The organism is Rothia sp. HMSC069C04 (assembly GCF_001812895.1).
GTDB lineage: Bacteria > Actinomycetota > Actinomycetes > Actinomycetales > Micrococcaceae > Rothia.
The window spans coordinates 410,036-428,105 of the sequence record NZ_KV810736.1 but is presented as its reverse complement, the minus strand read 5'-3'; the positions used below and the strand labels follow the sequence as shown (position 1 = coordinate 428,105).

Annotated in this window: 14 protein-coding genes; 5 read left to right on the top strand and 9 right to left on the bottom strand. The window is 61.1% G+C overall.

Features of this window, described 5'->3' with window-relative positions; translation table 11 throughout:
• The first annotated feature begins 254 nt into the window (after positions 1-254).
• The 4 genes from HMPREF2879_RS04440 (at position 255) to HMPREF2879_RS04430 (ending at position 4,977) form a co-directional block, all read left to right on the top strand.
• Positions 255-1,634 carry an ArsR/SmtB family transcription factor gene (locus HMPREF2879_RS04440; protein ID WP_070634897.1) on the top strand — a complete coding sequence of 460 codons (1,380 nt, stop codon included), beginning with the start codon at positions 255-257 and terminating at the stop codon, positions 1,632-1,634.
• A gap of 90 nt (positions 1,635-1,724) precedes the next feature.
• Positions 1,725-3,770 carry a GntR family transcriptional regulator gene (locus tag HMPREF2879_RS04435; protein WP_070634896.1) on the top strand — a complete coding sequence of 682 codons (2,046 nt, stop codon included), beginning with the start codon at positions 1,725-1,727 and terminating at the stop codon, positions 3,768-3,770.
• A gap of 263 nt (positions 3,771-4,033) precedes the next feature.
• Positions 4,034-4,132, top strand: coding sequence for a 30S ribosomal protein bS22 (locus HMPREF2879_RS09190; protein ID WP_005504750.1), 99 nt, complete (start codon positions 4,034-4,036; stop codon positions 4,130-4,132).
• 155 nt (positions 4,133-4,287) lie between these two features.
• Entirely contained in the window at positions 4,288-4,977 is a 690-nt protein-coding gene (locus HMPREF2879_RS04430) for a histidine phosphatase family protein (RefSeq protein ID WP_012902953.1), read from the top strand.
• 133 nt (positions 4,978-5,110) lie between these two features.
• Here HMPREF2879_RS04430 and HMPREF2879_RS04425 read toward each other — a convergent pair whose 3' ends face one another.
• The 6 genes from HMPREF2879_RS04425 to gluQRS form a co-directional block, all read right to left on the bottom strand.
• Positions 5,111-5,536 carry a PLD nuclease N-terminal domain-containing protein gene (locus tag HMPREF2879_RS04425; protein ID WP_070634895.1) on the bottom strand — a complete coding sequence of 142 codons (426 nt, stop codon included), beginning with the start codon at positions 5,534-5,536 and terminating at the stop codon, positions 5,111-5,113.
• A gap of 102 nt (positions 5,537-5,638) precedes the next feature.
• Positions 5,639-6,553, bottom strand: coding sequence for a 1,4-dihydroxy-2-naphthoate polyprenyltransferase (locus tag HMPREF2879_RS04420; protein WP_070634894.1), 915 nt, complete (start codon positions 6,551-6,553; stop codon positions 5,639-5,641).
• Between the two features lie 125 nt (positions 6,554-6,678).
• The gene (locus tag HMPREF2879_RS04415) at positions 6,679-8,037 is read right to left on the bottom strand and encodes an AMP-binding protein (protein ID WP_070634893.1); all 1,359 of its coding nucleotides are present in this window, start codon (positions 8,035-8,037) and stop codon (positions 6,679-6,681) included.
• Between the two features lie 188 nt (positions 8,038-8,225).
• The gene (locus tag HMPREF2879_RS04410) at positions 8,226-9,179 is read right to left on the bottom strand and encodes a 1,4-dihydroxy-2-naphthoyl-CoA synthase (protein WP_049341035.1); all 954 of its coding nucleotides are present in this window, start codon (positions 9,177-9,179) and stop codon (positions 8,226-8,228) included.
• Positions 9,180-9,385: 206 nt separating this feature from the next.
• A complete protein-coding gene (gene putP / locus HMPREF2879_RS04405; RefSeq protein ID WP_070634892.1) occupies positions 9,386-10,873 on the bottom strand; it encodes a sodium/proline symporter PutP in 1,488 nt (495 codons plus the stop codon).
• 381 nt (positions 10,874-11,254) lie between these two features.
• Positions 11,255-12,283: a tRNA glutamyl-Q(34) synthetase GluQRS gene (gluQRS, locus tag HMPREF2879_RS04400; protein ID WP_070634891.1), complete on the bottom strand. Its 1,029-nt coding sequence runs from the start codon at positions 12,281-12,283 to the stop codon at positions 11,255-11,257.
• Between the two features lie 255 nt (positions 12,284-12,538).
• On the opposite strand from gluQRS, the gene HMPREF2879_RS04395 reads away from it, so the two are divergent.
• Positions 12,539-13,447, top strand: coding sequence for an MBL fold metallo-hydrolase (locus HMPREF2879_RS04395; protein WP_044150153.1), 909 nt, complete (start codon positions 12,539-12,541; stop codon positions 13,445-13,447).
• 136 nt (positions 13,448-13,583) lie between these two features.
• Here HMPREF2879_RS04395 and HMPREF2879_RS04390 read toward each other — a convergent pair whose 3' ends face one another.
• From HMPREF2879_RS04390 to HMPREF2879_RS04380, 3 genes are all read right to left on the bottom strand, one after another.
• Complete coding sequence (locus HMPREF2879_RS04390; RefSeq protein WP_070634890.1) at positions 13,584-14,603, bottom strand: glycosyltransferase; 1,020 nt, start codon at positions 14,601-14,603, stop codon at positions 13,584-13,586.
• 278 nt (positions 14,604-14,881) lie between these two features.
• Positions 14,882-16,711: a 2-succinyl-5-enolpyruvyl-6-hydroxy-3-cyclohexene-1-carboxylic-acid synthase gene (menD, locus tag HMPREF2879_RS04385; protein WP_070634889.1), complete on the bottom strand. Its 1,830-nt coding sequence runs from the start codon at positions 16,709-16,711 to the stop codon at positions 14,882-14,884.
• Positions 16,712-16,788: 77 nt separating this feature from the next.
• Positions 16,789-17,832: an o-succinylbenzoate synthase gene (locus HMPREF2879_RS04380; RefSeq protein WP_049347103.1), complete on the bottom strand. Its 1,044-nt coding sequence runs from the start codon at positions 17,830-17,832 to the stop codon at positions 16,789-16,791.
• Positions 17,833-18,070 lie beyond the last annotated feature (238 nt).

The following is an 18,070-nucleotide window of genomic DNA, read 5'->3' as shown; positions in this document are numbered from 1 at the left end:
TTTTCTGTATGAGGCGCGGAAGAGTGTATATGCTCTTTACGGTATATATACTGTGGTGGGTTGAAATATCAGCATATGCCCAAGAAGAGATACAGATATGTACCCTTACAATGTGACGGACACTTCATGCTTTTATCCCCTTCAATCCTGCATTTTGAGCTAGTGCTCAGGCTTCTTTCAGAATTTTTGAAGGTAATTTCTGCATCACCCTCATTCTAAGCTTGAGGCGCCACTTTATATGTCATAATCGCTATATGCATTCTGATGTTTTTTCTGTCATCGCGGATCCGACTCGCCGCCGAATTGTGCGTATTCTCGCTGAGCAAACCCACACGGTGGGTGCAGTGGTTGAAAAGCTGGGCATGAGCCAGCCGACCATTTCGAAGCACCTGAAAGTCCTTCGCGATGCAGATGTGGTCTCCGTGACCGTGGAGGGGCAGCGTCGCCTCTACTCCCTGAACCCGGATGTATTCGCCACCGTGACCGAGTGGATCAACGAGACCGTTCAGATTGCACGCCAGTCCAATGAGGCGCACGCACCCGTGGCACTGCCCGGTGGCGTGACTGTATCTGCCTCCGATAAGGCGACGGCTGAGAAGCCGGTCGAGAAGACCTTCGAAAAGAGCGCTCCGAAGCCCGCAGTCGAAGAACCCGCTCAGAAGCTTGCACCCGCCGCAACTGCACCGGCTGCATCCGAGAAGAGCGCAACCGCGGAGAAGCCCGAGGCGACCGACTCTGAAACTCTCACCGTTGAGGCACCCACCCCCGAGGAAATCGAGCAGGCTCGCATTCAGCGCGCCCGCGCACAGCACCTGACCCCCAGCGCGCGCATCTACTCGCGCCCTGCGGAGCAGGCTGCTGATAGCACCGCTTCCGAACCTGTCGCTGAGAAGGCGGGAGCTGCTGAGCCCACCTCGCAGGAAGAGGCAGTGGATAGGACCCCGATGCGCCCCTTCACTCCCGCATCCTACGGTTACGATGCTGGGGTGACCCCCGCGGCGTCGGCAACCCCCGCTCAGCCCGCTACCCCTGCGGCACCTGCTGAGGCTAAGCCTGTCGTAGCGCAGAAGCCGGTGGTATTCCCTCAGCCTGCGGCTGTGGTGCCTTATGGCATCGACCCCGCTACGGTTGTGGGCGGCTCGATTCAGCCTATCGCTGTAATTCCCGAGGCTGTTGTGCTTGAAAAGGTCGCCGAGGAAAAGGCTACCGACGAAAAGGGCGCAGCTGAGAAGCCTGTTGCACCGGCTGAATCCGTCAAGGAAGAAGCAACTCGCAAGGAATCTGCAGCTGAGGATTCTGCAGCTGAAAAGTCTGTGATTGAGAAGAACGTAGTGGATGAAGCCGCGGCAGAAGAGCCCGTGAAGACTGAATCTATAAAGGCTGAATCTGCTGAGGAAGTAGCTTCGCCCGCAGAAGCTGCTGAGAAGGCTGAGCCCGGTGAGGGCGAACCTGCCAATGATGAGCCTGTCGAGGGTGAGCCTGCTAAGGCTGAAACCTCCGCTGAGGAGCCCGAGTATCAGACCATGCCCGCTTACGATTCGGTGTACCGCCCCAGCGCTGAGACGACCAGCGCCGAGGCGAAGGATAACCACCGCGGTGGTCTCTTCGGCTTCCTGCGTGGTCGCCGCCGCTAAAGCGCGCCCTGACGCCGTTCGACCTCCGGCATAACTCTGTATAAAGCACACACACTCTCACTCACCTTATTGACCGAAAGACGCATTCACGTGGCTATTCATCGTAAAATTCTGCGCTGGCTCGAGAACGAATTGTTCGAGGGCAACATTCAGCTGGGTCAGGACCTGCCCAACGATAGCGAAATTGCGCGCGCTATTGGTGTGAGTCGTTCCCGTACCCGCGAGGCTCTGCGCACCCTGGAAGATATGGACCTGGTGCAACTGTACAACGGTCGCGGCAAGGAGATTCTGGTGCACCTGAGCGATGAGCCTGCCGCTGCTGCGAGTGCCGCTCTGCGCCTGCACATGTCCAGCTCGCGTTACCCGACTCGTGACCTGGTGCAGACCCGTATTCTGCTGGAGAGCTGGGCGATTGCGCGTATTGACCCGAAGACGGCATCTTTCGCGGAGATGGACGAGGTCCTGGCGCAGATGGAAGACTTCGACCTGTCGATTCGTGATTTCCTGGAGCTTCTGCTGACGTTCCACCACCAGGTGATGCGTTGCGGTGGTAATGAGTTGCTGGTGGGTCTGCTCGCGTCGGTGCGTCAGCCGAGCTTTGAGTCGATGCTGTCTCTGGTGGGTCGTATGCCGCTGTGGAGTAGCGCTGTTGAGCGTCTGCGTGCTGAGAGCCGCGCTATTGCGGAGGCGCTGAAGGCCGGCGACGCTGCGACTGCGCGTGCCATGGTGATTGGTCAGCTGCGCGGCATGTATTCCGATGCCGGTATTGATTTGGAGCAGGAGGCGACCTCTGCGAACGGTCTGCCGGGTGAGCCGATTGCTTCTGAATTTGCGCCGGTTGATGTGGATGAGTTTGCCGCTGATGACTTTGATGATTTGATGCAGGATGACCCGTCCTTCGCCGATGTGGGGGCACTTCCTGCCGCGGATGCTCCTGTTGCGGCGCCGGATGAGCCGACTCAGGTTCCTGCTCCGGTTTCTGCTGCGGTGTCTGCGCAGTCTGAACCCGAGGTTGCCCACGGTGATGAGGCGGGGTCTGAGATTTCCTTCGGGCCGACTGATACCTCTGCTGATACTACAACTGGTGCGGATATTTCTGCTTCTGACAAGGCAGAACGTACGATTCCCGCTGCGTCTCAGCCCGCACCTGCTGCGGCTTCCGTAGCCACCGCACAGCCTGCCGCTCATTCGGTGAGCCCGGATGTGCCGCTGAGCTTCGGCACCCCGCGCCGTAGCACCGTCCCGGCCGCTTCTGCGGCTCCGGTATCTGGTGTCCAGGCGCCCGCCTCCCAGGCGCCCGCCTCGCAGACTCCCAGCGGTCAGCTGCCGAGCCTCCCTGCCGCGTACGCGCAGGAAGAGGCTGAGGGTCCCGCGAAGGTTCTGCGTGCTTCTACGGCGGCTCCGCGTCGTCGTAGCGGTCAGATTATTTCTCCGGTGCGTGCGACCATTATTAAGCCGGTGGATCGTAGCAAGGTGCTGACTGCGCCTGCCCGTACCGCGCGTTCTGCGGCTGTCGTGACTGCTGCGGCGCCCGCGGAGGCTGAGTCTTCTGAGAAGGTTCTGCGTGCTCCGGCGCGCCAGGAGGCGCCCGCCGTTCAGCCTGCTGAGCCTACTCGTCTTGAGGCGGCTGCGACCATCCACGACACCTATGAGAAGCTTCCGCATGAGGAGCCGGTTCAGGAGCGCCGCGGTATCTTCTCGAAGATGAAGCGTTTCTTTGGTGTGGATGTGTACGAGCCTGAGCACGATGAAGCCCAGGAGAGCGCTAAGAAGGAGCAAGCTGTGAAGGAGCAGGCTGCGAAGGCTGAAACGAAGCCTGAGCCCCAGCCCGAGCAGCCCGTCATTGACGAGGAGGCGCTGGCTCGTGCCGAGGCTGAGCGCGCTGAGCGTTTGAAGGCGTTGCACGCGGCAGCGGAGGAAGAATCCGCAGCGGAAAGCTCTGCTGAGAAGGCTTCTGTAGAAGAGCCGGTTGAAGAACCCGCTGAGGACCCCGCGCAGGAATCGGCTGAGGAGCCGGTTGAGACCGACTTCCAGACTGAGGAGAGCACTTCTGAGGGTGCTGTAGCTTCTTCCGGTTCGGTATTGTCTCATGGCCGCGCTAAGGGCTCGAAGAAGTCGAAGAAGAAGCGCCGTTAGGGCTGCCGAATCCCTGTTTTCGCCCCGAGATATCCTCGATAAGCCTGCGGGAAAAGCGGAAATTCAGGGGAAAACTCCTGAAAAGCCGCTCTCGAATGGTGAAAATGGGGGTAAACCTAGTACTCTAGGTAGGTAGCGCTCTAAAACGCAAGGGTATTTCTGTGCCTAAAATGCGTTTTGGATCGGTTATACCGGTATAAATATCCCCGGGTAGCTACCGAGTCGAATGGCTCGGCCGGGTACGAGTAAAGTGAGGAAATCCTATGGGTTCCGTTATCAAGAAGCGCCGCAAGCGTATGTCCAAGAAGAAGCACCGCAAGCTGCTTCGTAAGACCCGCCACCAGCGCCGCAACAAGAAGTAAATAGGCTTCTTTTGCCCCGCCTTCCGTATGGAGAGGCGGGGTTTTTGCGTTTCTGCAGTTTTGCGGGCTGGGTTTTATGCCGTGTTTTGTATTTGTAGAGGGTATATGCGGGTCACCTGTTTGGGGTGCGGCGCGCTATCTGAGAGACTGAGATTATGACTGAAACTTCCACCATTAAAGTTCACCTCATGCGTCACGGCGAGGTGCACAACCCCGAGCGTATCGTGTACGGCCGTCTGCCCGGCTACCGTCTGTCCGATAAGGGCCAGCAGATGGTGCGTCTGAGCGCTGAGGAGTTCGCGGCTCGTGCTGAGCGCGGTGCCCGTTTCGTGCATCTGGTCTGCTCGCCGTTGCAGCGTACCCGTGAGTCTGCCGCCCCGGTTGAGGAACTGCTGGGCCTGACCGCGCAGCCGGATGAGCGCGTCATTGAGGCGGATAACTACTTTGAGGGTCTGCACGTGAACGCGCAGGAGCTGCTGAGGAACCCGCGTCACTGGATGAAGCTGTACAACCCGGCGCGCCCCTCCTGGGGTGAGTCGTACCTGGACCAGATTCGCCGTATGGCGGCGGCTGTTCAGGATGCGGCGCGTACCGCCTATGAGCACGGCGGCGAGGGCGCGGAGGCGATTATTGTGTCGCACCAGCTGCCGATTTGGACTACTCGCCTGGGAGTTGAGGGCCGCATGCTGCAGCATGACCCGCGCGCTCGTGAGTGCAACCTGGCGTCGATTACGACTCTGGCGTTTAGCACCACTGATTTTGAGCATGAGATGCCGCGTTTTGTGGAGTATTCGGAGCCTGCCGCGCCGCTGTACGGTGGCGTGATTCAGCTGCCCGGCAGCTAACAAACCCGGTAGCTAGTTCCCCAAGCTGTTTTGAGCATAGAAAGAGGCTGTGAACCCATCCGTTACGGATGTGCTCACAGCCTCTTTCTGTACACCCTGAGGGGCGCACGAGCTGCAAGTCTAGCTGTCCTGACTAGTTATGCCCGTTACCCTGAGTCGGGGTGCCGTCGTCAGGATCCTTAAGATCAGAATCCTGCTTGTTGTTCGATTCTGCCTCGCGGCTGCGGCGTTCGCGTTCTGCTTTTGCTTTGAGCCAGCGCAGGTACTCTTCATCGTCGTCGGGGGAAGACACCGAGGGCGCCGGGGTGTTGCGTCGCTGACTGAAGCCGGGGCGAGGAGCGCCTGCTGCGGGCTGTGCTGCTAGCTGTTCCTTGGGGCGGCCCAGGATGAGCCACATGATGGGGCCCACCACGGGGAAGAGTAGGGTGACGAGAACCCACAACCACTTGGGCAGGGTTCGCGCCTCGTGTGCGGGGGTGCGGACGGCGTCCAAGAGGGTGTAGAGGGTCAGCCCCACGATGAGGGCGGCGCCGCCAATAATCAGCATGGCTCGAATCATAAGCACTACTATGACATACCGCCGCGTTATTGCGGAACTATGAACCGGGTGCCCGCTAGCGGCTTAACGGCGCGGTAACCCGGCGCAGATTCGTACGTCGGCTTAGTATCCGGTGAACACCTGAACCTCGTGGCTAATAATATCCAGCGAACCGAGCCATACGGCGAGGGCAAGAATCATGGAGTACACGAGCGCCACAATACCCGCCTGCTTGAGCACGGGAATCAGCTCGCGGCCGCCGCGCGTCCACACGGTCACGCAGGAGTGAATGGTCGGGCCGACCAGCAGGAAGATCAGCAGGAACCAGGGGTTCTCATCGAGCAGGAGCACGCCCAGACCCAGGGCCAGCGCCATCTCCACGATGTAGGTGATGCGCGACCAGCGCTCGCCCAGGCGGACCGCCATGGTCAGCTTGCCCGCCTCAATGTCGGTGGGAATGTCACGTACGTTATTCGCCATGAGTAGCGCACAGGAAATCAGACCGATGCCGATAGCGCCAACCCAGCCGAGCAGGGTTAGGGTGTGCGCCTGCGTGTAGAGGGTGCCCAGGGTCGCAACCAGACCGAAGTAGACGAAGACGAACACATCGCCCAGGCCCATGTAGCCGTAGGGGTGCTTGCCGCCGGTGTAGCCCCACGCCGCGAAGACGCTGGAGGCGCCAATCGCCAGGAACCACCACTGGTTCGCCAGAGCCACCAGGGCAAGACCGGCAAGCATCGCTAGACCGAAGCAGGCGAAGGCGGCGTACTTGACGGAGCGGGGGCTTGCCACGCCGGAACCGACGAGGCGCAGCGGACCCACACGGTCTTCGTCGGTGCCTTTGATGCCGTCGGAGTAGTCGTTGGCATAGTTCACGCCGACCTGCAGGAAGAACGCGACGAGGAACGCCAAGAACGCGTAGAGCGGCTTGAACTCGTTGACCTCGTAGGCGGCAGCTGAGCCGGCAATAATGGGGGCGACGGCGAGCGGCAGGGTGCGCAGGCGAGCGCCTTCAATCCATTGGGCGGCAGTTGCCACGGGGGTTCCTTCCGGGTCTAAATACGTATGATGCGTGGGTGTTGTGCGTGACGGGTTGTGATGATGACGGTCAGGGCATGCGGGCGGCTGCGTGTACGGGGTGAAAACCCGCGGAGGAGCCTGCTTTAGCCCTGACGATAGTCTCTGTCCAGGATACTGTATATTTCTGCGCGGTCCGGCTTGCCGGTGCTGGTGAGCGGGAAATCCGGCAGGATGCTCAGCTGCTTGGGTGCGGCGGGGGCACCGAGCTTTTCGGCGCAGCGGGCACGTAGCAGGGCGCAGAGTTCTTCGTTCAGGGTGGGGCTATTCTCGGTAGGCGCAGTCGCGGCACCGGCAGAGGGTACCAGCGTGACCGCGGCGGCAATGGCGGTGCCCCAGCGTGCATCGGGTAGGCCGAGTACGCAGGCTTCGCGTACGGCGGGGTGCTCTTCGAGGACGGTTGCCACGGCGCGGGCGGAGATTTTTACGCCTCCGCTGATGAGCACGTCGTCGCTACGACCGAGCACCTGCAGGTGCGGCTCAACACTGCTGAAGCTACTGGTCGCAGAGCTATTGGCAGAGTCCATGAGACCGTAGTCGTCGGTGCGGTACCAGCGGGTGCCGTTGGCGGCGGTGAAGAAGTGCTCGGCGGTGCGGGCGGCATCGCCAATGTAGCCGCTGGCAAGGTGCTCGCCGCTGATCCAAATACGACCCACCTGCGCCGGCTTCCCACCGGTATCCGGCACGGCGGGCATACCTTCTTCGGGTACGAGCTCCACCCGCGCGCCGGGCAGAACAGAGCCGGAGTAGACGCATCCACCGGCGGTTTCGGCACTACCGTAGGTGGTCACCGTGTTCAGCCCCAGGGCGGTGGCGGCAGCGAGCAGGTCGGCGCTGGCGGGGGCGCCTCCGAGCAGGATTCCGGTGAAGGAGCCAAGCGCCTCGTGAATCTCGGTACCCAGGGACGGGTCAGTGTCCGCGCTTTCAAGGAGCTTATGTAGCTGGGTGGGCACCAGGGAGATAAACCGGCGTGCCGAGCTCATTCGCTCAACCGCCTGCAGAAAAACCTCGGGGCTAAAGTGCACGGGCTCAATGACGGAGCGGGCGATGACCGGGGCGGTACCGGCGAGTACGGAGCGGGCGAGCACCTGCGCGCCGGCAATATAGTGCGCCGGAAGAGCCAGGAGCCACTGCGATGCTGCATCGGAGTTTGAGCCGAAGAAGCGCTCGGTGGCTACCGCGCTGGCGGCAAGGGCGCCTACGGTCAGTGCGGTGCGTTTGGGGGTTCCGGTGGATCCGGAGGTGCCCACCACCAGGGCAATAGGCTCCGCAGCCGCGCCCGCACCAGCATCCGCCGCGTACCTGCCCAGTAGCTGCTCAAAGGCGCCCAGCATGGTGTGCGGGTCGGCGGGCTGGTCGGCGCGCACCTGTACCGCCTGCGGGTGCAGGGCAGCCTCCTGCGGGGCGGGGGAGGGCATGAGCCCGGGTACGGGGGTGTTCATCATGGCTAAATCCTTAGCGGCTGTTGGTAGCGGCTGCGTGCTGTTATGCGCCGGTGTCATATGCCGGGGCGGGGAAAAAGAGAGGGGCGGCATCAAATGCGCCGGAGCCGGATTCTTAGCTGAGGTTCTCAGGGTTGAATCCGGCTCCGAGCCTATGCATCTGAAACTACTTCTGTAGAAGGGGCTGTCTCTTAGAAGTAGTAGGGGTAGTTGGACCAGTCCGGGTCACGCTTCTGCAAGAACGCGTCGCGGCCCTCCACAGCCTCGTCGGTCATGTATGCCATGCGGGTTGCCTCACCAGCGAAGACCTGCTGGCCGAGCATGCCGTCGTCGGGCAGGTTGAAGGCGTACTTGAGCATGCGGATTGCCTGCGGGGACTGGCGAGCAATGTGCGCCGCGTATTCCAGGCCCTTGTTCTCGAGCTCTGCGTGGGGAACGACGTCGTTGACTGCGCCCATTTCGTACATGCGCTGTGCGTCGTATTCCTTGGCGAGGAAGAAGATTTCGCGGGCGAACTTCTGACCCACCTGGCGTGCGAGCAGCGCCGAACCGTAGCCTGCGTCGAAGGAGCCGACGGTTGCGTCGGTCTGCTTGAACTTGCCGTACTCTTCGGAGGCGATGGTCAGGTCAGCAACTACGTGCAGGGAGTGGCCGCCGCCTGCAGCCCAGCCGGAGACGAGGGCGATAACGACCTTGGGCATGGTGCGGATGAGGCGCTGCACTTCCAGGATGTGCAGTCGGCCTGCGCGTGCCGGGTCGATGCTTTCTGCGGTGTCGCCGCTGGCGTAGTGGTAGCCGTCGCGACCGCGGATGCGCTGGTCGCCGCCGGAGCAGAATGCCCAGCCACCGTCCTTGGGGGAGGGGCCGTTGCCGGTGAGCAGTACGGTGCCCACGTTAGAGGTCATGCGGGCGTGGTCGAGGGCGCGGTAGAGCTCGTCCACGGTGTGCGGGCGGAATGCGTTGCGCACCTCGGGGCGGTCGAAGGCGATGCGCACGGTAGGCAGATCGCGCAGAATCTCACCGTTTTCGTCGCGCTCAACCTGGCGGTGGTAGGTGATGTCGGTGAAGTCCTCGAAGCCCTCAACGACGCGCCAGTCGGCGGGGTTGAAGATGTCCGAGATCTTTTCGGGAAGTTGTGCAGTCATAGACCCTATTTTACGGTGCCCGCGGTGCGGCTCGTCGAGGCCGGGGAACGAAGCACGCTCGGCATAATATTCCAATAACAGAATATGATGCGCGGGAAGGGCCTCTGTCCTTGCGCTCATACCTGTATCTTGGCAGGTTAAGACCCTATAAACAGACCAAGGCTCGGACCGCGTGTGTGCGGCCCGAGCCTTGGGGAAGAGACTCTTTACTTGACCTTGGCGAGCTCAACCGCGCGGTCGAACTCTTCGTCAATGGCGTCGTTCTTCTTGTAGGTCATGAGCGAAACCACGATGGCGACAAGCAGCGCCGAAGCGAAGCCGGGAACCATTTCGTAGAGCACAGACTTCATGGGGCTCTGGCCCCATGCGAATGCCACAACGGCGCCGGTAATCATGGAGGCCAGTGCACCCTGGGTGGTCAGCTTACGCCAGTAGAGGGAGAGCAGAACGGTCGGGCCGAATGCCGAACCGAAGCCAGCCCAAGCGAATGCGACCAGCTGCAGAATGGAGCTGTTGGGGTTCCATGCCAGGGCACCGGCGACCAGCGCCACGATTGCCACGCCTGCACGGCCGAGCCACAGGGACTTGCCGGCGCTGAGCTTCTTCGAGGAGAAGATGCCGTAGAGGTCCTCCACCAGAGCGGAGGAGCACACAATCAGCTGCGAGGAGAGGGTGGACATAATTGCCGCCAGAACCGCAGCCAGAATTAGGCCCGCAATGAGGGGGTGGAACAGAATCTGGGCGAGGTCCAGGAAGACCGACTCAGCGGTTTCCGGGTTGGTGAGGGACGCCTCGGGGTGGCGTGCAAAGTATGCGATACCCATGAACGCGCCGCTCAGTGCGCCGAACACGGTCAGGACCATCCAGCTGATGCCGATGCGGCGGCCGGACTTGGCGTCAGCGGGGGTGCGCATTGCCATGAATCGCACAATAATGTGCGGCTGACCGAAGTAGCCCAGACCCCATGCGAGGGATGAAACAATACCGGCGAAGGTGGTACCCGCGAAGATGCTCAGTGCGTCGGGGCGTACCTGGCTGATGGACTCAACCACGGGGCCCACGCCGCCGAGGTCAATGATGGTGATGACCGGAACGGCGATCAGCGCTGCGAGCATGAGCAGACCCTGAACCATGTCGGTGTAGGATGCGCCCATGAAGCCGCCGAAGAGCGTGTAGAACACGGTGATGCCTGCCAGCAGGAGCATGCCGGTGTGGTATTCCTGGCCGAATGAGGACTTGAAGAACAGGCCGCCGGACACCATGCCGGAGGAGACGTAGAAGGTGAAGAACACCAGAATCACGACACCGGAGACGATGCGCAGCACGCGCTTGGTGTCCTTGAGGCGGTTGCTCAGGAAGACAGGGACGGTCACGGAGTCGCCTGCTACTTCGGTGTAGCTACGCAGACGCGGCGCCACGAACTTCCAGTTGCACCACGCGCCGATGGTCAGGCCGACGGCGAGCCAAGCCTGGGAGAGGCCACTGAGGTAGACGGCGCCGGGCAGGCCCATGAGGAGCCAGCCGGACATATCGGAGGCGCCTGCTGAGAGAGCGGCGACGGTGGGGGAGAGCTGTCGCCCGCCCAGCACATAGTCGTCAAGACTGTTGTTTTTGCTATTTGCCCATAGGCCGATCGCGATCATGGCAACAAAATAAATCGCCAGCGCGATGACCTGGTATGTACTCGCGGCCATAATGTTCCTTCTCTCCTGGTGATAGTGTGCGCCTGTGTGTATTTATGCGCTACCCCATAACTTTATGAGTGGCATAGGATACAGTCTAGGTTCTGAAAGGCTGAAAATAAAGTCTATTTGACGTTAAAGAGTTTGAGTCTGTGGAATAAATATGTATTTGCTGTGTAAACTTTATGGTCGTACAGGTGGGGTGCTGTGGGAGTATGTGTGAAAAAGTGCCCGAAAAATCCCTGAATTTCAGGGTTTCGGGCACTTGAGTGAAAGATATGTAGTTGAAAAGCAACGCAAACGCTCAATGGCATATGCATCTAAAACGAATTAAACGAAAAATTTAAAAGCCGTTCGGAGTGTTGAACTGTTACAAAACAATGTCACAGAGGTTTAGAGGTCCCTCACGACCCACGGCTCAGAAGCCATACGAGCCGGGTCAAAACGCTCCAAAATCGCCGCCGCATTGGGCACCGGAACATCCGCCGAATGGGCAGAACCATCAACGTTATACACCGGAATGGAGGCGGCAATCCACCCCAAAATCGTCGGGATTTCAACGCCCGCCTCACGCAGCTGCGGCAGGGTCACCGCACCATCACGCTTCGCCAAGCGCTTACCCTCCTCGTTGAGCGCCAGCGGCACGTGAGCGTAACGTGGCTGTGCCAAACCCAAAAGCTGCGCCAAATACGACTGGCGAGGCGCCGAAGGGAGCAGATCGTCACCGCGCACAATCTGCTCAACCCCCACGAAGGCATCGTCCACCACGGAGGTTAGGTTATAGGCGTAGGTGCCGTCATTGCGCACCAGCACAAAATCATCCACCAGGCCGGTGTAGGTGCCGTAAAAATCATCCTGTACCGTGTAGTTCGTGCACTCGGCACGCAGACGCAGAGCCGGCGGACGCTGGGTGCGGCGCTCCTCCCGCTGGTCCTCGCTTAGGTCGCGGCAAGTACCCGGGTAGGCGCCCGGTGCACCGTGCGGGGCGCTCGACGCCTCCTGAATTTCGCGGCGGGTGCAGTAACACTCGTACACGAGGCCCGCCTCTCGTAGGTGCTGAACCGCCTGCTCATAGGCGGCAAGGCGCGTGCTCTGATACAGCACCCCTGCCTCCTTGCCCTCGGTGCTTTCGCTACCCTCAATACGCTCCGTCGAGGTGCCGGGGCTCGCATCCCAATCCAGGCCCAGAGTCGCCAAGTCAGCAATCTGGCGTTCCGCCGCGCCCGGGCGCACGCGATCCAAATCCTCCACGCGCAGGTAGAAGGGCTTGCCGCCGCGGCGCGCCATAGCCCATGCCAAAATGGCGGTACGCAAATTACCCAGGTGCAAATCACCCGAGGGGGAGGGGGCGTAGCGTCCGGTGCCGCTGGGGAACGGCTGAGTTACAGGCTGAGCAGAGGAAGGGCTAGAGGAAGAAGTCATACTCCTATCCTATAGGGCGCGAATTTCTGGTTCTTGCTCAGAGCCTAATCAGAGCTGGACTAGCTGGGAGAATGCGCTACCCGACTAATCAATCTGCAGAGGTTGTCAAGCATCACGTATCAGCTGTCCGTAGAGGCTGAATTATGCAGAATGATGCACTTTCATCCCCTTAGAAGCGTGCAATAGTGCAAAAATATGTTCTCCAGAAGCCCGAATAGCCCCTCAGTCGCCAAAAATTACAGTAGGGTTGTATCTATGGCTCGTACTATTGAACTCGCAGACGGCGTGTACCGTATTGCGACCGACAACTATCGACTGAACACCGGACTGGTCCTCGGACTGGAACGGGCACTTGTCGTGGATACCGGCGCAGGTCCCCGTCAGGCAACCGAAATCTATGATGAGGTTCGCCGTCTCACGCGCCTTCCTATCACCGTCGTAAACACTCACGGTCACTATGAGCGTTTCTTCGGTAACGATGTTTTCGCGGCAATGGGTGCCGAAGAATTCTGGGCGCATCCTCGCGCCGCGCGTGCAATTCGTAAATACGGTGAGGCGCAGCGTCCCTACGTCGAGACGCTCGAACCGGAAATGGCACACCACCAGGGTGCAGCCACCAATATTATTGTTCCCAACCGCCTGGTCGCCAATAGCGGTGACGGTATTACCTTCACCCCCATTGACCTGGGTGAGCGTAGCGCAACCCTCATGTACATGGGTCCCGGCCACACCGACGGTGACATTCTGGTCGGCATTGAAGATGTGCTCTTCATGGGCGGTCTGATTGAAGAGGGTACCGACCCCTACTTCGAGGATTCCTTCCCGGATCGCTGGATTGATACTCTCGGTGCCGTGCTCGAATTTGATCGCTACCGTGTGTTTGTGCCCGGTAATGGTGAGCCGGTGGACCGCACCTTTGTGGAGCGTGAGCGTAACACCATGGTGACCGCTATTGAGTCGATTCGTTCCTCCACTCTGGACCGTGAGGATGAAGCAACTACCGCGGCAATGTATAAGCTGCCGTATGCGCCGGGTGCGACTCGCTTCCTGCTGGATCGATTGGCTCAGCTGGAGAACGCACCGGTGGCGGCGTACCTCGATTCGGAGCACCCGGATACCAGTGGTTTCACGGGTCCGATTACTCTGGGTCAGGCATCGTACTAAACCCCGTATGCAATATGCCTCATGGGGTATAAATACAGGTGAGGGCTGGTTTCTGTGATAGAAACCAGCCCTCACCTTTTATATACCCTCAGCTGCTACATGTCTTCATCTGCATGTCTTCAGCGAGGTGACGTTTTTAGTGCTGAACGTACTGGGCGCGCATTGCCTCGCAATCAGCCTTCAGGGAGGCAGGGACCTCACCCATTGCCTCGCACAGCTGAACGAAACGGTGACGCCAATCCAGGCGCTGCAGCGCCTGACGAATCTGCTGCTCACCCTGTGCCGGAGTCCAGCGGGAGGCAGCCTCGGCAACCTGCGCGAGGCCCGCACGAGCATCCGCGTGGTCAATGTCGATGGTCGCGCCGTCCCAGAGAATCTCGCGTACGGTGGTCGTGTTCGGAACCTTGCCGACCACGGTCACGCCCGAAGCCAACGCATCGGTCCAACGACCGGTGATGTACTCCTTGGTCGGGTGAGTGTAGGGTGCCGGGCTGACCGAAGTAGAGAACGCCAGCAGGAACTTCGCGCGGTTCAGAGAATCCTGCAGGTGCTGAGCCGACTCGCGGTCATTTGCGCCGAAGGGTGGGCGGCCCTCAAAGCTCAGACCCAGCTCGCCGGCGAGGGCGGCGGTCGCCTCGTCATCTTCGTAGGCGGCGGGCTGACGGCCCACGCGCAGCAGGTCTGTGCTCTTCGACTCCAACGCCGCCAGACGGTCGCTGAACTTGCTCCACACATCCGCACCCCAGGGCAGAACGCCGGGGGTCTTCACGCCCGCGGTAGTCCAGGGCTGAACATCGTCAACGTCCGCAACGAAAATGCGGTCGTAGGTGGAGGACTTAGCAACCGCAGGAATACGGTCATCCCAGAAGCTATCAATCACCCAGCCGTAGATAGCGCCGTAGCGGCGGAACGCGAAGGAACGCTGCGAAATGGCGTACAGCTGACCGGGATCAGAAGCAATCACCAGGCAACGATTGGAACCGCCCTTGAGGCGGGGCAGACGCGCCAGAAGCTTCGTTTCCTTGCTGAGGGATGCGCCCACATCCACGGTGTGTACGGTACCGCCGGTGTAGCGGGCGAGAAGCTCCGCCATGGCGTGTACAGGAACCCAACCGGCTCCGGAGGGGACAGCAACAATAATATCGAGTGAGCTCATGAGAATCCTTGGGAGCAACGCCCGCCGCATGCACCGGACTCACCGGGGTAAAACCCCTGGTCGAGCGCGGTATGCGTTAGCGGTGAGAGCGTGAATGTTGATCAATGATAGATAGGGTGCCTTGAGTCAGCAGGTGCGCAGGAAAACGCGAAGGTAACGGCGAGTGAAACCGCTACGACCGGCTAACTTTTAGCCACGGAAGGCTACGGCACAGGTAGTTTTTAGTATATCGGTCAACCCTGCGCACGGGGCTTAGCCTGCCGCCTTTACGCGCGGCTTTAGGGTGTGTGAATGCGCACCTCAATGCCGGATTCGGTGCCGAAACCGGCGGCCATGCGTGCCAGGTCAGTGTTCGGTGCGGCAGCCACCGTGAAGAAGCGGTCTACCGCGGCGGTGAACTGCGCCTGACGAGCCATATCACCGTGTTCAAGGGTCGTGAAAATACCGCCGCCGGCATCGTCAAAGACCTCAACGCGCAGTTCGGGCAGAAGCTCAGTATTCGGCAGGTTCAGTGAGGAAACATCGTGCTGGAAGGTCAGGTCGCCGCACAGCAGGGTCACCGGCAGGGCGGCACCACCAACGACCGGGCGGGAGTTCTCATCCACGCCGGCGGGGTAGTAGCCCGACAGGGACACACCAATAGCGGTCGCAATCGTGCCGTCAATACCGGCAAGACCGCGATTAGCAAACACGCGCGCGGGGGCGGGCTCGCCCAGGGCGGGGGCTGCCGCATCCAAATCACGCACCAGGTTTGAAGAACCCAGCACCATGAGGCGGCGCTGAGCCACCGCATCCTGCCAGACGCGGCGGGCGTAGGAGCGGCCAGCGGTGCGGTTGCGGTAATCGGTGTAGTCAACCGTGCTCTCAGCACCGGGATGTTCGTAGGCGGCAATGGCGCGCAGGCACTCATCCTGCAGCTCGCGGGCGGGCTCAACCCACTGCTCTAGCCAGCTCAGCTCGTCCACCAGCTCATCAGCGGCAGCAGAGGATGCGCACGCAAACTCGGCGAGCTCGTGCGGGGTTGACAGCTCCACGAAGGAGCGAGCGCCCGGCTCGTACCAGCTGGCGCGGCGCGGGGCGTAGAACGCGCACTGAATATCTTCGCGTTCCAGCAGTGCGGTAATCGGGCGCGAAAGCGTCGGGTGGCCGAAGAGCACCACACGCTCAATCTGCGCGGCGGGGGCGAACGAACCATCAGCGAGCAGCTGCGGGTAGTGAGGAATGGAGGTTGCGCCGTGGCGCGCCTCGGAGGAAGGCTCCGCAAACAGCGGCAGGTTCAGCACGCGCGCGAACTCCGCCGCAAACTCGCCGGCACCGTCAGCGGCAACCACCACGGTACGGTGCGCCGGGGTGAACTCCGCAAGGTCCGCCTGCGCCTCCAAAGAATCCAGAAGCCAACGCTGCTCGGCGCTGGAGAGCCCGGAACCCTCGGCGCGGGCGGCGCGGGCGCGACCCTCAGCCTGCGGGTCGTAATCTTCCAGCAGGCTCTGCGCCCACTGCGGCAGCATCTGCGCAAAACGGCCAGAGGGGGTCAGCGGCGTATCAAAACAAATGTTCAGGTGCACCGGGCCAATCGGCTCCGTCGACTGCTTGCGCCAATGCTCGGCACTACGACCGGTCAGCGCATTCAGGCAGGCGGCAAAAGCCTGAGTCTGCTCACCCTCCACCTGCTCGGGGTAGGAGGTCAAATCAGCTTCAGCACGCACAAAAGGATGGAAGAAACTCGCCTGGCGGGTCGTCTGATTCACGCCGCTACCGCGCAGACGCTCCGGGCGGTCAGCGCTCAGCACCGCCAGGGGCACGCCGGCGTGGTACGCCTCCATGACAGCGGGCATGTACTCGCCCAGAGCCGTACCGGAGGTGCACACCAGACCCACCGGCTGACCGGACGCCTTCGCAATACCCAGGGCGGTGAAGGCTGCACTTCGCTCGTCCACACGCACGTGCGCAATCAGGGCGCCGGCTTCAGCGGCGGCGGCAATAGCGTACGCAAGAGGTGCGCTGCGGGATCCCGGAGACACGACAACATGCCGCATACCGGCACGAATCAGCGAATCGAGCACGGATACTGCGGTGAGCATGGCGGGGGTTGAGCGGTTTTCAGTCACCGTACCATTCTAATGCCGAGGGCATTTTCCTTCAGTTATGGTTACCCTTCACGACCTCATCATTACGGCACTAGCCGTTACAGATCAGCGGTGCGTTCCAGAACGCGGTAGCAGGCGGTAACTCGTTCCACCCACCACTGGCGGGTCTGCTCATCGGTGGCAAGACGCTCCAGGCGCTGCGGGCTGGGGGTGATGGTGCGCAGGTCCATGAACCCGTCGCGGGCGATGAGCGGCTCGTCGGTGACGTCCTCAGCCATGAGGGAGACCGTGCCCAGACCGCACCCGTACCTCAAGGTCGGTAGGGAGGCCGCCAGGGAGGCACCGGTGGCAATGCCCACCGAAGACTCCAGCGCAGAAGACACCACCGCCGGAAGCTGCGCCTGCTCCACCAGCGCGAGCGCACGGCGTACACCGCCCAGCGGCGCCGCCTTAATAACCATGAGGTCCGCGGCGTTCGCGCGAGCCACCTTCAGCGGGTCTTCCGCCTTACGAATCGACTCGTCGGCGGCAATGCGGGCGGGCAGCCCCTCCTTGGCAATGGCAAAGCGGAGCGCAGCCATGTCCTCAATGGATGCCACCGGCTGCTCGGCGTAAATAATGCCGTACTCGCAGAGCTTGCGCAGCGACTCAAGGGCACCGCCGAGGGTGTAGCCCATGTTCGCGTCCACCTTCAGACGAGCATTTGGGAGGGCATTTCGTGCCGCCGCCACACGCGCAATATCGTCGGCGAGGCTCTGACCCTTCTCAGCCACCTTGATTTTGAGTTCCTGAATCTCGCCCTCGTACTTGGCGAGCACCTGCGGAACACGCTCCGCCGGTACTGCTGGCAGGGTCGCGTTCAGCGGGATGCGCGTACGCACCGGCTCCGGGGTGGGCAGCCACGCCGCCTCCAGCGCGCAGGCAAGCCACGCCGCAGACTCCTGCGGACCGTACTCGAGGAAGGGCGCGAACTCGCCCCAGCCGTACGGGCCGCAAATCAGCGCGCTCTGGCGGCTATTGACCCCACGGAAGGTGACCGTCATCGGAATTTCGACCGTGAACAGGTTCTCCAGAACCTCCTGTAGCGGCGGCAGGGGAGTGTTCGTGAGGTGAAAACCGTAGCCGAGAGGCGGCACGCTCATACTGGTGTTCAAGGTATCTGCCCTTCTGTGATGCGCTATGAGCTCACCATAACATTCCGGGGGCGGGTGGGTGCGCTCGCACCCTGTCACGCATTCTCTGGAAACTCTCAGGTTGTGGTCGAAAAAACTTTAGTTTTTCATAGCTTAACCTGGGATAGTAGGTAGTTATTCGCCCGAGAACTCGGACGGTGCTTCGCATAAAACGGCAGCTTGGGGGCTACTGTTTTGAGGGGCTGGC